Here is an 18,123-nt window from a genome sequence, read left to right on the forward strand (position 1 = left end):
TCAACCAAAGTAAACGTTTGTAAACCTTTGTCAACTCTGTCCACGAGATAGCAAAATAAAAGCTCCCTAAATTCTCCGCGGTAGAAATACGTTGCAAAAATAAGCGGAAAATCGGGAACCACCAAATAGCAAGTTCGAAGTGTTAAAATCTAAATATGCCTGTATTTCAATAGTTTATATTTAGTTAGTTTTTGTTGTTCATGGTAGTTTAGGAGTCTCTAAATACAAGGCGCGGATTCTTAACTCCTTCTCTACTCGCTTCTTCACTTCCTTCTCTATCTTGTCCTCAATAATCTGGTTGAGAGGACGGGAGAATGGATGCCAACCGTAATCGGCGTTCTCCTTCGTGTGACAGAACAACACCGTGCAAACTTCCAACAATGCCTCCAGACGAACCTCCTCGCTAGGATAATGGGTGAATATCCAATTGGTAAAACGGACAAACTCGGAGAGCAACATATGCTCGCCCTTGTTCAAATGGGTGAAGAAACTGCGGGTCAGGTGAAACTTTTTCTTGATATCACTCTTCTTCAACACCCAGGCACGCATGCCTTCGGTCAACTCATGATAAGTCGCCTTCTCTGAATAAATGTGCTTGGCAGACTTCACTAACTGGTTTGACAACTTGTCGAAACGCTGCTCGGCAGTCTTCGACGAAATCTCAGCCGCGAGCTTCAACTTCTCAGCGGCAGAAAGTAGGAATTTCTTTTTTCCATCGTTCCTTTTTAAACAAAATTAATACTTAAATTATTTATTTTTACCACAATGTGGTAATTTTCGATTTCCTATATCGCCCTTTTGTCGTATCTTTGCTGACAGTTACCGAATGGTGAACAGCGGGGTGAACACTTGCCCCAAGCATTCACCTTTTCGGCTCAGGGGTGAACCCTAGTAAAAAGAACTTTGTATATACAGCGCATGCTAGAAATATAAGAGTCTCTATTATAATGGGTTATATAGTGTTTTTAACACATTATTAACGCTAAAGGTTGGCATCGGGGTTCACCCTTCACCGACTTCATCGCCAAGTGTTCACCCACACTCTTTCGTAGAGTACGTTGCAAACAACAAAATAGAATATTAACAACTGATAATTTTAAAAAATGGAAAAAGAACCAAACAACTGCATGAATGAGGGTGCTACGATGCCATCGTACTTCCCTTGCATCAAATCTTCGGAGAGCCATCCACTCGCCGATTTCCTCAAACCTACCTACATGTTCCAGCTCGACTTCGACCATGTGAAGAAGGAAGATATGGTCATAGAGAAGGAACCTATCGAGCTGAACAGCGACGCTGCCGTCGATCCTACGGATACTTTCGAGGACTAAGTATCTTACTTTCAACCCGTAAGTATGTTACTTTCAACCCGTAAGTATAGTACTTAAACATCAAAAGCTATATGGATATAAGAAGCTATACGAAGCAGGAACTGGCTCTGCTCTATTTCCCCGATTCGTCACCCGTGGTGGCAAGTGCTCATCTGATGCGTTGGATTTGTCGCAATTCCGACCTTCTGAAGAAGCTTCATGAAAGCGGATACGACAAGAACAGCAAGGAATTCACACCTATGCAAATTTCCTATATTGGCTATTTTCTCGGCGAACCATAGGCTTCCAAGTATGAGAAAGTATGAGAAAGTGTGAGAAAGTATGAGAAAGTATGAAGTGGCGTTTTCAGATTTCGTATCTTTGCATTGTCATTCAAAGAGGATGATGCTCCTGCCCCATCGGGGTAGAAGGATACTATCACTAAATTAACCACTTTATGATTCAGTACGTGTTAAAAAAGAACATCAATGAGAAGATGCCGAATGCCTATGGCAAGTTCTTCGCCTATCCGGTCATCACTCAGACCTACGACATCGACCAGCTCGTAGATCACATGGCAAGTCACAACACCCCATTTTCGCGAGGAGCGATTAAGGGTATGATTACCGACATGGTAGCGTGCATCCGAGAGTTGGTGCTCCAGGGCATCGCAGTGAAGATTGCCGACCTCGCCATCCTCTACACATGGCAACATCATTCCAGCAACCAGCCATATAAGGGCATCTGCTCATCCTGCCCACTTCTCCTGTCTTCGCAACCTCTCAAGAAAGTAAGTAACATTCAGGGCCTCTAAAGCCCCCAAATCCAACCAGCTTTACAAGGCGATGGAGTCAGAATACAAGCGTAACTTCACCTGGCTCCTGCAAGGTAAGTTTACAAGCATAGAGGAGCACGTACGCGATTATACGCATGGTATTCTCATCAGTCTTGCCGACGAACCGATGGCTATCCATCTGCTGGTGCGCATCATCGTGAAGGCATACGCAGCCGGACTGAAGTGTGGCAGCAAGGAAGGCACTCAGCATCAGCTCCACATGCCTACCCTGCACGGTATGCTGCTGAACAATGTGAACATCCTCTTGAACGAGGCTCCGCTGAAGGGCGATCCTGAAGATCCTGTTGCCCTCTTCAAGGAGGCATGCAAGAATGAAGAAGAAAACATCAACGTTCTTTTCAACACATTAAACGATGCGATGAAAGAGCTGGCAGAGGAATAAGTTTTCCATCAAATTATACCGGAACTAAAATAACTGCACTTCAGCTGGGCAACGAGCGCACAACACGTGATATGCAAGCGCACAACAGCTGATATGCAAGCGCACAACAGCTGTTGTGCGGCTTTAGAAGCTGACTGTTCCGAAAATAAATAAGTAATATCCGGACAACTTTTACTATAAACGAGAACGACTTCTCACACTTATAAGCATTGCTGCCTATAATTGTGAGAAGTCGTTCTCATATATAATACAGTATCTTACTGCATATCATAAACTACCTGCATGAGCTTCTTACCAAGTTCATCAGCCTGCTCCATGGTTGAAGCCTCACTATATACGCGGATGATTGGTTCAGTGTTACTCTTGCGGAGGTGAACCCACTTGTCAGGGAAGTCAAGCTTCACACCGTCGATATCAGTAACAGTTACATCCTTCTCCTTGCCATACAGCTCCTTCACCTTGACGAGGATAGCATCTACATCTGTAGAAGCGGTCAGGTCGATGCGGTTCTTGGCGATGAAGTAGTTAGGGAAGCTGGCACGAAGCTCGCTCACCTTGCAGCCCTTATGAGCCAGACTGCTCAGGAAGAGAGCGATACCTACGAGGGCATCACGACCATAGTGGCTCTCAGGATAAATAACTCCACCATTGCCTTCGCCACCAATCACAGCGTGAACATCCTTCATCTTGGTGGTTACATTCACCTCACCTACGGCAGAAGCACAATATGAACCGCCATGCTTCTCGGTTACATCACGGAGCGCACGAGTAGATGAAAGGTTGCTGACGGTGTTACCTGGAGTCTTGCTCAATACATAATCAGCTACACTTACCAGGGTATATTCCTCGCCAAACATCTTACCATCCTCGCAGATGAAAGCCAGACGGTCAACATCCGGGTCAACAACGATACCCATATCATAGCCACCCTTCTTCAACTCATCCATGATGCCACCGAGGTTCTTCTCCAATGGCTCTGGGTTGTGAGCGAAATCACCGGTAGGCTCAGCATTCAGGAATGTATATTCTACGCCGAGGGCATCGAGCAACTCAGGGAGAATAACACCACCCACAGAGTTGATAGCATCTACACAAACCTTGAAGTGAGCATTCTTGATAGCCTCAACATCAACGAGCTTCAATGCAAGCACCGAGTCGATATGGCGCTTATTGAATGTATTATCTTCTGTATATTTACCGAGAGAATCAACATCAGCATACTCGAAGTCCTCCTTCTCTGCAATGCTCAATACCTCGCTACCATTGGCAGCAGTCAGGAACTCACCCTTCTCATTCAGGAGCTTGAGGGCATTCCACTGACGTGGATTGTGGGAAGCAGTAATGATGATACCACCCGCAGCACCACTCATGGTTACGGCAAGCTCAGTAGTAGGAGTAGTAGCCAGACCAATGTTCAAAACATCGTAGCCCATACCCATTAAGGTACCACAAACTACATTCTTAACCATCTCGCCCGAGATTCGAGCATCACGACCAACAACGATGGTATTACTCTTCGAAGCACCGCTACGACGAATGAATGTTGCGTATGCAGAAGTGAACTTTACGATATCGAGCGGATTCAAAGTATCGCCCGCTGGACCGCCAATTGTACCGCGGATACCAGAAATAGACTTAATTAATGTCATAATTATATCTTTAAAATGAATTATTAAGGAAAATTCTTCAACAAACCGGATTATCTTCCGCGCTGGATGAGCAAATCATAGAAATATGCATTCACACTACCCGAAGCGGTTGTAGTACCGTATGAATGAGGAATCAATAAGCGAACATGGGCAACACGCTCTGCATCGGTCTGAGGACGACCAACCTTGATCCATGTAAAAGGAACGAGCCATCCACTAGGTACGACACCACTGACACCATAAGACTGACTGGCATGAGCTGTAGCCATCAAACTGGTCTTGGTATCAAAAGTGGCCTGGAAGGTTCCGGTGGTATTGGTTACCGTCATCTTATCTATATAATAAGAATAAGCAGCTACCTTATTAGAGAGTGTCCATGAATCTTTACAGATCTTGGCACGGGTATTGACGTTATATTCATCGAAACGCACCAATACATCTGCAGTTTCACCAGATTTGATAAAATCGCCACAGCCCTGCTCCAATACCTGCATATACACACCATTACTGTTGAACAAGACATACTCGTTCTTGCCATTGGTATGCTCGGTAAGAGTCTTACCCTCTTTAAATCGCTTGGTAAACTCATCCTCTGAAATAACGGTGATATTCTCATTCTTCAGGAAGGCAGCGATAGAATCAAGCTCACGGTTACGCAAATCTGCGTAAGTCTCATTATCACTACATGCGGCAAACGAGAAAACGGCCGCAAAAGCTATTATTGCAAACAATAATTTCTTCATTACTATTACTTAATGTCTGAATTACTTTGTATTAAAATCTAAATTATTGCGCAAAGTTACAAAAAAGAAAAGACAACACCGAGAGGAATAGGAGGATTTTATTATAATTTATCACTTATTATCATCCAAATGCCTCTTTCGGGGTTGTTTCTTCTTATTTTTTCACTATTTGCCGGATTTATACCCGAAGTTTTACTTCAATAAATCGGCATATGCCATAATGGCTTTCTGGGCTACAAGCTCAGCTTCCTCGATACTGCAAAGCAGTTTTCCTCCCGATGCATTGAGATGACCGCCACCATTGAAGAACTGCTCTGCCATCTTATTGCATGGGAAATCATCTACCGAACGGAGACTTACCAGAATGCGGTTGTCGATGTCGGTATCCTCACGGAGAGAGATAGAAAGTTTATGTCCCTTGATGGTAAGAGGCACATTCACCAATCCTTCCAGATCGCCCTTGATGAAATCATAGTCCTTCAATTCCTTACGGGTAACGGTATAATAACTGGCATGAAGAGACTCAATGACCTGCAATTTCTCGTTCATCAGATGACCACGGAAGCGGACTGCAGACACACGGGCGTTATTGAATACATTGCGATAGATCTTATCCTTGTCGATGCCCTTGGTCAGGAGCTGGCAGATGATGTAATAGATGTCCGGATTAGAGGAATTATATGTAAATCCACCCGTATCCGTCATCATACCGCAGTAAACGCAGGTTGCCCAGGTCTTATCCAGCTCAGGGAAACCACCCAACTGCCATACCAATCGGAACACCAGTTCGCTGGCACTGCTGGCATGTGGCTGGGAAATCATCTGTTTAGCCTCCAGATTAGGAGCCAGATGATGGTCTATCACAATGCGCTGCGCCTTGCAGTCAGCAAGTACATGATCCATTTCATCAAGACGTCCTGTGCTGCCAAAGTCAACACAGAAGACGAGATCAGCCTCATCAAATGCCTGCTGCACCTTCTCGGGATGCTTATCATATCTTACTATGTCAATACAACCAGGCAACCAGGAAATGGCATCAGGTATCATATCCGGTACACAAACCATTGGCTCCTTGCCTAGAGAGCGCAAATAATAAGCCCATCCCAAGGATGAGCCAATCGCATCGCCATCAGGTGACTTATGGGCACAGATAACAATACGACGAGAAGCCGCTATAGTCTCTCGGAGAATAGCGGCTTCCTGATCTGATAATATGTTTAAATTAATATCCATCTAACTGAATTAGAAGAGTTTGTTTGGATATACACCTTCATCGATAAGACTCTGAATCTTATCTACAACACTCTGACGGTCTGCTGCATAAGTTACACCAAACCACTTACTTGTAGTATCGAGAACCTTTACTGTAGAAGTACCCTCGTTGATGAGCTTGTTGACCATCAATGGGATGAAGAATTCAGCCTTCTTGTTCTCCATATTCTTAGGATCGCTCAAGAACTCCTTGAAGTAAGCCTCACTGTGCTCGAAGTAATCAGGTGTGAAGCCCCAGACATTCATGGAAACAGGTGTGTTGTCCTCGACAGCAACCCACTTGCCTTCCTCGTCCTTGTAAGATACCTTACCATCGATGCGCATAATTTCAGTGCGCTCAACGCAAGTGGTCAGGTTTTCCTTATCATCCTTAGAGCAGATACCACGAGCTACAGTACCATTGTCGCTCAAGGTGTTTCCTACACGGAAACCAACCATAGCATAACGGTTCTGGCTACCCTCTGGAAGTTCAGAGAGGAACTTGCCCATTACCATGAAGCAATCGCGATTGTAGAAGTCATCGCAGTTAATTACACAGAAAGGTTCCTTGATGATATCCTTAGCCATCAATACAGCATGGTTAGTACCCCATGGCTTCTCGCGACCTTCTGGTACGCTGAATCCCTCTGGGAGGTCATCCAATGCCTGGAAGCAGAGCTCTGCAGGAATGTGGCCCTCATACTTAGAGAGGATTTTCTCACGGAACTGATCTTCGAAATCCTTACGGATAACGAAAACGATCTTTCCAAAACCAGCCTGAATAGCATCGTAGATACTGTAGTCCATAATAGTCTCACCATTAGGACCCAGACCATCGAGCTGTTTCAAACCACCGTAACGGCTACCCATACCAGCAGCCAAAAGCAATAATGTAGGTTTCATATTGTATATATTTTAAATAGTTGATACTAAAAGAATCCGATGCAAAAGTACAAAAAAATATGCACGTAGCGGAATTTTTCTATCACTTTTTTTGATTTACATCAACATTTCTCATTTTCTACCCATAACTCCGGGCAATTTGTTCTCTCAATTCACTAAAAAGGATAACCCACTGCCAAATGCAGGCTCTGATTTTTCTTGAAGCTAGGGATGTTATAGAAGCCGCTCTTGCCGGTATCGTATGGCAGATGCAAGCCGATTCCCCAATCTACACGAACCACGAACATGCCCATGTCGTAACGGATACCCACACCGGTGCCTACAGCCATCTGCTTATAGAACTCTCCGAACTTGAAGGCTTCATTCTCTGAGAGATCAGCATCCTTCATCCATACATTTCCGGCATCCAGGAACAGAGCACCGTAAAGGTCGCCCCAAATGCGGGGACGATACTCCAGATTTGCCTGGAACTTGATATCACCCGTACGCAGGATATTGGCATATTTATTACTCAGGTCACTATAATCCTGCTTTCCCGGACCGATACCTCGCACATTGAAGGCTCTGATGCTGTTGGCTCCTCCCACATAGAACATCTCGGTATATGGAGCCTGACTTGAGTTGCCGTAACTCCAGATGACACCTGCATTGAGATGAGCAACAAGGGTAGAAGTAGGATTCAACGTCCAATACTTCACGAAATCCGTCTCCATCTTAAAAAACTGAGAGTACTCATTCTTGAACATCGTCTTGCCATCCTCGCTCCATTTCTTACCCGCCAGGAGATAGCCCAGCGACAGGACATTACCTGCTTCGCTCACGGTAGTAGACCAGACTATAGGACTGCGATACTTCTGGGCACTGCGATAGGTATAGGTATAACTCATCTTCGGAATGAAGCGGTCAGCCATCGAAGTTGCCACATATACATTATTATTCATGATACTGTCAAACTTCGGTGAAGTATAATTCATATACTCATACGAAAGAATCAGCGGACTGAACGAATGGCGATGCTGATAAGAGGTAGCCCAATCGTAAGTCAGCTCTCCTCCTGCCACATGGCGACGGAAATAACCGGCACGGTTCAATATGTTCATAGACGCCTTCACCGTGGTGGTTGGCGTACCATAGTAACGACGGGGCATATGACCATTTCTGAATCTGCGCTCGTTCTGCGCCATCGTACGGAAAGCATTCCAAGGGGTTATGATACTTGGGAAGGAAAGTGAGACATCCGAACCGAATTCATACGAATTAATCTTGCTGGAACTACCTCCCTGCCCGTTGATGGTTTGCCATTCATGCGAACCATGGAAGTTGATATCAAGTTTCTCGCCTCCACGGAAAGCATTGCGCTTGGTTAAACCCACAACAAGTTCCGGACCTACTCTTCCCGTCGTCTTACCCTTGGCATTCGCCTCTATATAGAAGTCGTACGGTTTGTCAAACACCAGGTCGATGTTGGCATCCAGGGTGTCACGGTACTGAATATTTCCCAAACTGTCTATCACCTGGGTAGTACGGGGAACATACTGCACATTGGTATAACTGAAGAGTCCCATTGACTGCAATCCCGCCTTTGCCCTCGTCTCATCATCCACCATATAGAGTTTGCGAGGACGGAGTTTCAATTCTCTGAGCACCACGCCGGCACGAATCGGCATCTTCTTACCTGCATAGCGGAACTTCAGGTAGCGGCGCACGAAAGAATCGGTCATCTCCTCCATAAACTGCTTCTTGAAGTTGATGTTGATATTGCCGATATACCATTGGCGTGTTGCCTCAGGCTCGATACTGTCGACCATCGCCAGACGGAGATTCACCTTTCCTGGCGTATTTACCGTATCAGCAAGATAAGATGCATAACCGTTCTGATAGAAGTAATAGCCATGGTTACGGAAAAGTCGGGTGAGTCGCTGGCGCTCCTGTTCCAAGGACGAAACCTTGAAAGGTCGTCCCTTCTTGATGATAGCCTCCGACATGGTGGAGTCGATAAGTTGCCTGCCATGCTCAGGGAAATTGAGATAAGCGATGGAATCCAATCTCCACAGATGCCCCATATCCACCTTATAAGCCACCTTGGCTTCTTTCGGATTACTCTGGGTAAGCACCTCATAATCTACCTTGCCATTAAAATAGCCCAACTTATCGAGCTGATGTTCTGCCACCTGTGCTCTCAACTGCGGATTCACATTAGCCATCAATTTAGGCTTCGAGCCAAATACCTTGGTAATCCATCGCGAGAGTGCATCATCCGATTGGGAAAAGGCATTCCATACCCATAAGCGGAGAGGAAATGGTGTACGATAATAGCTGCTTCCCATGAAAGCACCCGTAGGCGCTGAAGCCAGTGCATACTCCATCTCCTCCTTCACCGAATCAGCATACGGATTCGCCTCATAATTGGTGTATTCTATAGGCTTCAATCCTGCAAAAAGCTGCTCGCCTTCCTTCAGGGCACTCGTTGAGGAGCACCCTGTAAACAAAAAGCTGGTCAGCATCACCGATACTGCTATATATATAATAAGGTGAAGTCGATTCTTCTTTCTCATATCACTAACTTATTTTACTTGGTCTTCAAAGGGTCGAACATCTGCGATGTCTTTGCCTTGTTTATCTTATCTTTCCCGGTTCCAGGAGATGCCAGAGAGTCTTTCCTGATTACCGATGCAGGCGAAGGACCTTGGGGCTGCTGCTTATCAGTCTTCAAGCGGAAGATATCCGTAAACTTGGAAAGCTTTCTGCGCCAGGTGAAACCACCGCCATATTCACCAATCTGACCGTCCAGCCAATCGTAGGTATTGGCATTGTAAAAGGCTCTTACATACATACTGGCTCCTTCGTTGAGTCGATACTGTACTTCCACATTATTAAAGAATGTCTCATTATTATTGGCATTCTCCAATTCGGCACCTGTTGATACCTGTCCGCCCACCGAGAAACTCAAGCGATTGTTAAAGAATCGCTTGGCAAACTTAAAGTTATAATCTGTATGGGTTGCTCCTGCTGCATTGGTCTGGTTATCAACAGACATACCGACATCAAGTCCGATACTTCTCATGGCTGTACCGGCAATGTTATTGATTTCCGAATTAAGGAAGGAAGTCAAGGCACTATTCATAGAGAACGAACTGGTAGAACCATTTGCCAGATACATTCCCGAAGCCAGCATCGTGATGGCTATCTTGCCTCGCTCCTCAACACTCATCGAACTCAACTCGTCCTGAACGGTCTGGTCGTTCGAAGCAGAGATGATGAACTGGATGCCCGGTTTCTCCAAGGTCTGGCTCAGTTTTACTCCGCACACGAAATCTACCGAACGTCCACTACCCTCACCCTCGTTGACGGTAGTCTTGATATTCTCAGTTGCCGTGATACTCAAGGTTGGATTAAACGGATCACCCGTGAACTGGATATAACTTCCGTCCTGGATATTGAAGGTCTTCAATGGAATGATAGGCAGAGAGTACTTCATCTCACCATCATTCAAGGTATATCGACCCGTCAATCTGATACCGTCAGCCGTATTGTACCGCATCTGCAAATTGCCTCCTCCCATCAAATCCACATAGTTGGTCTTATCTGCATTCAAGGCACACAAGATACGTGCTGACTCGTCGATAGACATGCTCAGCAACATATCAAAACCATCCAGTGCCGGTTTCTGGACCACAACTTCCTTACCGCTCTTAAAGTTGGTAAACTTCACGAGCTCATCCAGCTGATTATCGGTGGTCAACTCCGACTCACGCAGAATATAGGTCATATCGGTCTTACCCAATACATCCAGCTTACCCATCATCTTCAGATTAGACAAGGAGCCCTGCATACTTCCGAGGAAATTGACATAAGCCTTACCGAAAGCTTCAGAACGTGCATTCTCCTGAGCATCTATCAGCAGGAAGTCCTGCGCCCTCATACGGATATTGAGCTTCATATTCTCAACATCAGTAAAGTCGAGAGCACCCTGGATATTGAGCGGACTCTCATTATTGGCATACATCATGAAGTTCTCGAAGAGCAGCTTACTGTCTGTAATGCGCACCGGATCGTTGGCAAATCGCATGGAAATACCGTATGGCACACTTACCAGATAAGCAGAATCGAGATATACCTCACCATCGATATCAAGATTGCTCAAGGCACCCTTCATCTTCAAGGCACCTTCGCCATATCCCTTCAAACCAAGAAGCTGGTCGGGTACGAAACCATTGATGAAGTGAAGCGGGAGTTTCTCCAGTCCTACCTCTGCATCCAGATCGCCGGCACCTTCCGACTTGTATGTACCCGTAACAGTTGCCACCTCATCACCCTCATAGGTAAGGATAGCATCTACATAGTGAGAACCGTCACTCTTTGGCATATAGGTAAACTCTGAACCCACATTGCCCATCGGACATTTCTCGTAGGTCATATTATCAATCTTCAGATTAGAAGATACGGAGAGTTCCTCCTTAGTCTGGATTACGTGGAAGTCACCGTCCATGATACCCGTAATATCCGGCATATATGGAATCACACTCAGCACCTTGTCCAGATTGAACCTGCTCATGCTGACGGTGATATCCTGCAGGGCATCCTCGTTCTCATCGTTGGAATAGACACGCATACCCATATTGCCCGCTGCTGCCTTCAGCACCAGATCGGCAGATACACGTCCGTCATCACTCAACATCACATAGTTGGAATCATTGGCTACAAATTTCTTATAACCCAATATCGGATGCGTATCAATCAAGGAAAGTTTCACACCATTAGGCTGCAACATGGCAGCCAGTCCGACATCTACGCCCAACTTATTGGCTGCATCATAGATACGTGCCTTGACATTGGAACCATGCTCCTGAACCTCGCCATCTACCAAAGCACGGAACACATACTGCGGATTGTGCTTATTGTTCTGAACACGTGCCGAATAACGGATAGTATCTCCCTGCGTATGGACCAAGGCACGGATGGTATCCAGCTGTATGCCACTTGCTACCAGGGAATCGATATTCATATAACCTTCAAGTCCAGCCAAAGGCGAAGCATTCAAATCCATTTCTACCGACTTGAAGTCATATCCCATGTATTTGATGAAGCGCGAGATGAAATTATCCCTGCCGGTAGAAAGATAAATATGTCCGAGCGGGAAGCTGTTACGTATCTGCACCTGATCGATGCGACGGTTCTTAAACTGCTTCCACAATGCCTTCTGCAATCCCACCACTCTATCGAAGAGCATCTGATATCCACCATGCGCATCCATGTTCAGGCGGAAATCACCACAGGAAGCAATGGCATGGGTAGTATCCCTGGTGGTCAGCACATCCAGATTCACTCCTACCGGACGATAGACATTATCTCCTGCTCTTACGGTAATATCGTCCATAGAGGCCCATACCTTATGGTTATCCTTTAAATCAGAATGAATATCTATCTGTCCACAAAGTGAAACACCCACAGGCTTTTGGGTTACCTGTAACTGATACATGTCTGCATGGCGCACATCAGCCACCAAAGTAGCCTGCAACTTCTTGGTACTTGCCAAGGCACTCACGGCAATGACACCGTTCAGCAAATCGTTCTTACTATCCAGCGTGGCATGTATCTTACCATTAGCAACCTGCGCATCAGCCAAGACATCATGAAGATGATACTTGTCATAATGCACCTGATTCACTTTGACTTTCGCCATCAGTCGGGTACGTGGTGACAGGAAATCCGTGCCCACACCCTTTGCCTCTACAGCTCCGGTAAAAGTGTAGAGATCCTGATGAGGCAAGAAATGTCTGGCTTGGATGTTTGAAGCCTGCAACTTAGCCTGATAAGCCAGACTGTTCATGTCCAGGCTACCGTCCTTGCGGGTCCTGGCATCAACAGTAGCATCCACCTTCATGCTTCCCTTACCCTCGGTAAGAGCCAGCCTGGTTGCATATTTCGTACCATCAACCTTTACATTACCATTGATGCTGATACCGCTAGGAATACGGATTTCCTGAGTCAAGGAAGGATCAAGCATCGCCGTCACCATACCGAGGTTATAGGTACGGGCCTGCAAATCGACATTCGCCTTCAGATGGTCCATATCCATCAGATTGGCAATGGTTCCATCAGTACTCAACTGGAAAACCGTAGGCAGAGTCAACTTGACTCCCGAGAAGGAAGCACGCTGCATATTTCCCTTGAATGAGCCTTCTAACTTCATCGGATAGTAAGGCCATCTGTTCTTCATCTGCTTAGGCAAAGCATCACCGATCAAGAGGAAAAGATCTGAACGTCCCAAGGCTCCGTTGACACGAGCCATGATCTTGCCCGGATTCTTCTCAGCGAAGGCATTCATATCGAAATCTACCGAAGCCTGCAAATTAGAAACAGGGGTACGAAGATAGAGATCCGGCAACTGCATCTTCACAGAATCCATTACGAATCTGCCATAGAGCTGGTTGATTTTCAGTCCACTTTTCTCCTTCAACTTCGCTTCCTGAATCTTCACATCAATCCTGGAATCGCAGAAATAGAAAGAATCAGCCTTAACAGCCATGTCAGAAAAGGCAAGATGATTGAAATCCATACCCGGAACCGGGCGCTCGAAATTCTGATCGTAGTTCACCCTTCCGTTCTTCCAATCCAGATGCTGTATCTGATACAAACCTTTATACAGGTCGAGATAGGTGGTGCGAGCCAACGCATCACCCAAATAAGCATTCACCTGAAGTGTATCTCCAGGCATGTGTAGGGTAAAATCGGTATTCTTTAGTTTTAGCTTCTGGATATTGATTTTCCAGAAATTAGTACTTGGAGTCGTATCAGGTGGAACAGTATCACTCAATTCCACGGACAACCTGGCATCCTTTATAAGCGCATCATTTACATTCACACGCTCTTTTCCCAAATCGATGCCATGTGCCACCAATTGCAACTTGCCCACATCTCCCTTGATGCGGGCTTCATGAATGAAATTGGTAGTATTCACTTTCATCCTGGTGAAATTCAGTTCATCCACCATCACCTGATTGCTGAAGAGTGGAAGCAACTGCACATCTACCACCATCTTCTGGATGTCGGCAACAGTATCCTTTTTATTTCTCAGAGTAAGATTTCTGCTGTTCTTCAGCGAATCGACAGGTTGCAGTACCTTCACGCCTTCCACTCCCAATTTGAGAGGGAAAACGAGTTGTACATGCTCAACAGAAATATCCATGCCCGTCGATTCTGAAGCATAAGAAGCTACTTGCTTTACCGCCCAATTCTGTACAGGTGGCAAGTAAAGCAAAACGGTTAGCAACAATATAAGCAAGAAAGGAGTAAGGATTAGGACACTTACCCATTTCGCATACTTCTTCATAAGCATGGATATTTAATAGTTATGGAGCTATCGCTCTCCATAGATTATCATCAGGCAGAGGAGCTTCCACTATAATCGTTTCCTTAGATACCGGATGCACAAACTCTACCTTGTGCGAAAGAAGCGAGATACTGCCGTCAGCGTTGCTGCGGGGGGAACCATATTTCAAGTCGCCCTTGATTGGACATCCCATCTTAGCCAACTGACATCTGATCTGGTGATGACGTCCTGTCATCAGGTTCACTTCCAACAGAGTGTAATGATCAGTATGTCCTATCACCCTATACTTCAAAATCGCTTTCTTCGAATTCTTTACCTCATGATCGTAAGCATAGCTTTTATTCTGCTTTTCATTTCTTACAATCCAATGAGTCAAGGTTGCCTCAGTCTCTTTTGGCATGTTCTTTACAATTGCCCAATAGGTTTTGTGAACATCGCCATCACGGAACATCGTGTTCAGACGGCTTAATGCTTTTGAGGTCTTGGCAAACACTACGAGTCCTGAGACAGGACGATCAAGTCGATGCACCACGCCTAGGAATACATTTCCCGGCTTCTGGTATTTCTCCTTGATATATTGTTTTACCGTCTCTGAGAGAGGTTCATCGCCGGTCTTGTCGCCCTGCACGATTTCACCACTTCTCTTAGAGACGATAATTATATGGTTGTCTTCGTAAACTACCTGCATGTTTTAGCTAAAAAACGGATGCCAATAGATTACATGTTCATACCACCATCGATCTGGATAACCTGACCACTTACGTAGCTAGACATATCAGAAGCGAGGAAGAGACAAACGTTAGCGATATCCTCTGTCTGACCACCACGGCGCAAAGGAATCTTCTTCATCCAGTCCTTACGGATTTCCTCTGGCAACTGTGCAGTCATAGCTGTCTCGATGAAACCAGGAGCAACAGCATTAGCACGTACACCCTTAGGACCCAACTCCTGAGCAATAGACTTAGCCAAAGCAATCATGCCAGCCTTAGAAGCAGCATAGTTACACTGACCTGCGTTACCATGAACACCCACTACAGAAGCCATATTGATGATAGAACCACTGCGCTGACGGAGCATGATTGGAGAGCAAGCGTGGATAAAGTTGAAAGCAGACTTCAAGTTTACGTTCAAAACAGCATCCCACTGAGCCTCTGTCATACGAAGCATCAAACCGTCCTTTGTGATACCAGCGTTGTTAACGAGAATGTCAATAGAACCGAAATCTGCATGAATCTGCTTAACAGTCTTCTCTGTCTCCTCGAAATCAGCAGCATTACCTGCGTAAGCACGACATGTCACGCCAAGAGCCTCAATCTCCTTACGAGTAGCTTCCAAACCAGCAGCCATATCATCGTTGAGTACGAGGTCAGTGAATGCAATATTAGCACCCTCAGATGCAAACTTCATTGCGACAGCCTTACCGATGCCGCGTGCAGCACCTGTAACAAGGGCTGTCTTACCTGTTAATAATCCCATTTCTTTTATATTTAATTAATTATCAATAAATTACAATTTCAATCCAGATTTACCCAAGGCACCATATACTACCTTGGCAACAAGAGGTCTGCTGGATTCTACATTCAGTCCATGTCCCAATCGGCCATAGATGAATGGTACTTCCAAGCCCTTGATACAATAATGAGTAATATCTGCAACGAGATCAACATTATCAATGTCAAACTCACCGTCTTCCTTTCCTTCTGAATAAATCTTTCTCAGAATCTCAATTTCATCCTCATCAAAATTCTTGCGAGCCTTCTCTACCATCCAGATATTACGGAAAAACTCAGCTCGCAAATTACCATTACGAACTACAGTTTCCTTAATCATACTGAGATGTGTATAAATAAGCTCTATGATTTTATCTTGAGGACGCATTTTGCAAGAGGCAACTTCATCGAGTCTCTCAGACAAACGATCCAACTCTGATTCTATCACAGCATAATAGACATCTTCTTTTCTGCTAAAATACGTATAGAGCGTACGGCGACCCTTACCAGAAGCTACAGCAATATCATTCATAGTGGTATTTGCTATACCGTTCTTTGCAAACAGTTGTCGGGCGACATCTACTAACTTTTGTCTTGTTTTGGAAATTGACATATTGAAGTCCCTCCTAATTAAAATGATTGCACATAAAAATATCTGTGTGCAAAATTAGTAGTTTTATTCGATATATGCAAATATTTAGTGTTAAATTATAAATATAGGGATAAAAAAAAGAATCGGATAGAATGTTGAAGTACAACTTTCTACCCGATTTGCATTGTTGCGGCGGCAAGACTCGAACATGCGACCTCCAGGTTATGAGCCTGGCGAGCTACCAACTGCTCCACGCCGCGATATAATCAACTCATTTCTGAATTGCGAGTGCAAAGGTACAACATTCTTCGATAACCGCCAAATATTTCTAGCAAAAAGTTGTCTAATTAACAATATTTTAACACTTAACAAGAAAATGTAGTGATAAATGATAAATATCACCACAAATAGCTAATAAAAGGTTGTCTATCTAAAAAACAGAAAGAGACAGAAAACAAAATCCGACCTATCCCAGCGGGACAGATCGGACATATCAAAAATCAATTACTTATTCAAAAGCTTCATGACCTTCTCAAAATAGCGCTGGGTTCTCTTCACACTGTAGTGATTTCCACCATTCCAGGCACGAATCGCCTTCTCAATGCTATTAAGAGGATTGTGGACAGACTGCATCAGGAGAAACATCTCCTTAGATTTAGAAATACTATATCTATCTGCTAATGTGTAACGCTTCTTACTCTTCCTTTTCTTCAAGATGTCATTACACTCTGCCACTAAGATTGGGGTAATCTGCATAACACCAACAGAATTACCACTCTTTGCTTTGGGGTTACCCTCACTCTCTACCTGGATAATCGCTTCCATCACTGGAGTCCAATCGAAATCATTAGTAGAGGATACATTTCCATTTGTAGCAGCCGACGCTGTACATACTTTCATAACCAGCACCAAGATGCTGACCAATACCATTGTTATTCTCTTCATATTTTTTGTTTTATGGAACCTGAAAAGCTGAAATACAACATCAGTGATTTCGCGGTGGCAACTTGTGAGAAAAAGAAAGGCTGCTCACCTCAGTTCCGTTAGATACCTTAACGGATATCAATCTATGCGAAAACGCATAAACATGCTATCCTTATTCTTATCGTTTGCAAAGGTACAAAAAAAAATCGAAATATGCAAGTAATCTATTGATTATCAGCGCTTTTTTGAAGTTTTAAACACTTTATAACAAAACGTCTTGACATACATCAAGCAGGAAAAAGGAAAAAGGTAAAAGAGTAAAAGAGTAAAAGGGTAAAAGAGTAAAAGAGTAAAAGGGTAAAAGATTAAAAGGGAAAAGGGGAAAGGGTCGAAAAGTAAAAGAGTAAAAAGGTAAAAGGATAAAGCAGCTGAAATAATCTGCGTCATCTGCGAATTGAAAATCGGCGGCCGAAGGGAAAGCCAAATCTGCGTGACAAAAAGCAATCAGCGTGAGAAAACAAAATCCGCATGAAAACAAAAAAGCCCCGACTACTTTCGTAATCGAGGCTTCTGAAATTGAAAGAAGGCGGCTACCTACTCTCCCGCATTGCATTGCAGTACCATCGGCGCAAGTGAGCTTAACTTCTCTGTTCGGAATGGGAAGAGGTGGGACCTCACCGCAATAACCAC

At 44.7% G+C, this 18,123-nt stretch carries 15 protein-coding genes, 1 tRNA gene and 1 rRNA gene; 4 read left to right on the forward strand and 13 right to left on the reverse strand.

The window, feature by feature from the left end; translation table 11 throughout:
- Positions 1 to 198 precede the first annotated feature (198 nt).
- Positions 199 to 678, reverse strand: a complete 480-nt coding sequence (locus ACTQ16_RS05750; protein WP_441936580.1) for a hypothetical protein — start codon at positions 676 to 678, stop codon at positions 199 to 201.
- A gap of 425 nt (positions 679 to 1,103) precedes the next feature.
- On the opposite strand from ACTQ16_RS05750, the gene ACTQ16_RS05755 reads away from it, so the two are divergent.
- From ACTQ16_RS05755 to ACTQ16_RS05770, 4 genes are all read left to right on the forward strand, one after another.
- Complete coding sequence (locus ACTQ16_RS05755) at positions 1,104 to 1,331, forward strand: hypothetical protein (RefSeq protein ID WP_441936581.1); 228 nt, start codon at positions 1,104 to 1,106, stop codon at positions 1,329 to 1,331.
- 71 nt (positions 1,332 to 1,402) lie between these two features.
- On the forward strand, positions 1,403 to 1,612 hold the full coding sequence (locus tag ACTQ16_RS05760; protein WP_441936582.1) for a DUF4248 domain-containing protein: 210 nt from the start codon (positions 1,403 to 1,405) through the stop codon (positions 1,610 to 1,612).
- 155 nt (positions 1,613 to 1,767) lie between these two features.
- A complete protein-coding gene (locus ACTQ16_RS05765) occupies positions 1,768 to 2,124 on the forward strand; it encodes a hypothetical protein (RefSeq protein WP_441936583.1) in 357 nt (118 codons plus the stop codon).
- A 31-nt stretch (positions 2,125 to 2,155) separates the two neighbouring features.
- Positions 2,156 to 2,548 (forward strand): hypothetical protein, encoded by a 393-nt coding sequence (locus ACTQ16_RS05770; RefSeq protein ID WP_441936584.1) that lies wholly within the window; start codon positions 2,156 to 2,158, stop codon positions 2,546 to 2,548.
- 257 nt (positions 2,549 to 2,805) lie between these two features.
- Here ACTQ16_RS05770 and glmM read toward each other — a convergent pair whose 3' ends face one another.
- From glmM to rrf, 12 genes are all read right to left on the reverse strand, one after another.
- A complete protein-coding gene (gene glmM, locus ACTQ16_RS05775; RefSeq protein ID WP_233905763.1) occupies positions 2,806 to 4,197 on the reverse strand; it encodes a phosphoglucosamine mutase in 1,392 nt (463 codons plus the stop codon).
- A 50-nt stretch (positions 4,198 to 4,247) separates the two neighbouring features.
- Positions 4,248 to 4,940 carry a DUF4827 domain-containing protein gene (locus ACTQ16_RS05780; RefSeq protein ID WP_294972126.1) on the reverse strand — a complete coding sequence of 231 codons (693 nt, stop codon included), beginning with the start codon at positions 4,938 to 4,940 and terminating at the stop codon, positions 4,248 to 4,250.
- Between the two features lie 192 nt (positions 4,941 to 5,132).
- A complete protein-coding gene (locus ACTQ16_RS05785; protein WP_441936591.1) occupies positions 5,133 to 6,167 on the reverse strand; it encodes a DHH family phosphoesterase in 1,035 nt (344 codons plus the stop codon).
- A 15-nt stretch (positions 6,168 to 6,182) separates the two neighbouring features.
- The gene (locus ACTQ16_RS05790) at positions 6,183 to 7,094 is read right to left on the reverse strand and encodes a nucleotidyltransferase (RefSeq protein ID WP_153122387.1); all 912 of its coding nucleotides are present in this window, start codon (positions 7,092 to 7,094) and stop codon (positions 6,183 to 6,185) included.
- Between the two features lie 155 nt (positions 7,095 to 7,249).
- The gene (gene tamL, locus ACTQ16_RS05795; protein WP_294972120.1) at positions 7,250 to 9,649 is read right to left on the reverse strand and encodes a translocation and assembly module lipoprotein TamL; all 2,400 of its coding nucleotides are present in this window, start codon (positions 9,647 to 9,649) and stop codon (positions 7,250 to 7,252) included.
- A 14-nt stretch (positions 9,650 to 9,663) separates the two neighbouring features.
- On the reverse strand, positions 9,664 to 14,427 hold the full coding sequence (locus ACTQ16_RS05800) for a translocation/assembly module TamB domain-containing protein (RefSeq protein WP_441936586.1): 4,764 nt from the start codon (positions 14,425 to 14,427) through the stop codon (positions 9,664 to 9,666).
- Positions 14,428 to 14,446: 19 nt separating this feature from the next.
- The gene (locus ACTQ16_RS05805; RefSeq protein WP_294972547.1) at positions 14,447 to 15,115 is read right to left on the reverse strand and encodes an RluA family pseudouridine synthase; all 669 of its coding nucleotides are present in this window, start codon (positions 15,113 to 15,115) and stop codon (positions 14,447 to 14,449) included.
- Between the two features lie 29 nt (positions 15,116 to 15,144).
- Positions 15,145 to 15,903 carry a 3-oxoacyl-[acyl-carrier-protein] reductase gene (gene fabG, locus ACTQ16_RS05810; protein WP_119249530.1) on the reverse strand — a complete coding sequence of 253 codons (759 nt, stop codon included), beginning with the start codon at positions 15,901 to 15,903 and terminating at the stop codon, positions 15,145 to 15,147.
- 30 nt (positions 15,904 to 15,933) lie between these two features.
- On the reverse strand, positions 15,934 to 16,530 hold the full coding sequence (locus ACTQ16_RS05815) for a TetR/AcrR family transcriptional regulator (RefSeq protein ID WP_153122383.1): 597 nt from the start codon (positions 16,528 to 16,530) through the stop codon (positions 15,934 to 15,936).
- A gap of 166 nt (positions 16,531 to 16,696) precedes the next feature.
- A tRNA-Met gene (locus tag ACTQ16_RS05820) sits at positions 16,697 to 16,769 on the reverse strand.
- A 244-nt stretch (positions 16,770 to 17,013) separates the two neighbouring features.
- A complete protein-coding gene (locus ACTQ16_RS05825) occupies positions 17,014 to 17,409 on the reverse strand; it encodes a lytic transglycosylase domain-containing protein (protein WP_441936592.1) in 396 nt (131 codons plus the stop codon).
- Positions 17,410 to 18,014: 605 nt separating this feature from the next.
- Positions 18,015 to 18,123, reverse strand: a 5S ribosomal RNA gene (rrf, locus tag ACTQ16_RS05830); the annotation flags it as partial.

It is taken from the genome of Prevotella sp. LCP21S3_D2, assembly GCF_052118345.1.
Taxonomy (GTDB): Bacteria; Bacteroidota; Bacteroidia; order Bacteroidales; family Bacteroidaceae; genus Prevotella.

Bases quoted from the DNA above. Each gene is read 5' to 3' on its own strand.
- ACTQ16_RS05800 (WP_441936586.1), bottom strand. From the start codon at position 14,427: ATGAAGAAGTATGCGAAATGGGTAAGTGTCCTAATCCTTACTCCTTTC.
- ACTQ16_RS05780 (WP_294972126.1), bottom strand. From the start codon at position 4,940: ATGAAGAAATTATTGTTTGCAATAATAGCTTTTGCGGCCGTTTTCTCG.
- ACTQ16_RS05825 (WP_441936592.1), bottom strand. From the start codon at position 17,409: ATGAAAGTATGTACAGCGTCGGCTGCTACAAATGGAAATGTATCCTCT.
- ACTQ16_RS05760 (WP_441936582.1), top strand. From the start codon at position 1,403: ATGGATATAAGAAGCTATACGAAGCAGGAACTGGCTCTGCTCTATTTC.
- ACTQ16_RS05765 (WP_441936583.1), top strand. From the start codon at position 1,768: ATGATTCAGTACGTGTTAAAAAAGAACATCAATGAGAAGATGCCGAAT.
- ACTQ16_RS05755 (WP_441936581.1), top strand. From the start codon at position 1,104: ATGGAAAAAGAACCAAACAACTGCATGAATGAGGGTGCTACGATGCCA.
- ACTQ16_RS05770 (WP_441936584.1), top strand. From the start codon at position 2,156: ATGGAGTCAGAATACAAGCGTAACTTCACCTGGCTCCTGCAAGGTAAG.
- ACTQ16_RS05815 (WP_153122383.1), bottom strand. From the start codon at position 16,530: ATGTCAATTTCCAAAACAAGACAAAAGTTAGTAGATGTCGCCCGACAA.
- ACTQ16_RS05805 (WP_294972547.1), bottom strand. From the start codon at position 15,115: ATGCAGGTAGTTTACGAAGACAACCATATAATTATCGTCTCTAAGAGA.
- glmM (WP_233905763.1), bottom strand. From the start codon at position 4,197: ATGACATTAATTAAGTCTATTTCTGGTATCCGCGGTACAATTGGCGGT.
- tamL (WP_294972120.1), bottom strand. From the start codon at position 9,649: ATGAGAAAGAAGAATCGACTTCACCTTATTATATATATAGCAGTATCG.
- ACTQ16_RS05790 (WP_153122387.1), bottom strand. From the start codon at position 7,094: ATGAAACCTACATTATTGCTTTTGGCTGCTGGTATGGGTAGCCGTTAC.
- fabG (WP_119249530.1), bottom strand. From the start codon at position 15,903: ATGGGATTATTAACAGGTAAGACAGCCCTTGTTACAGGTGCTGCACGC.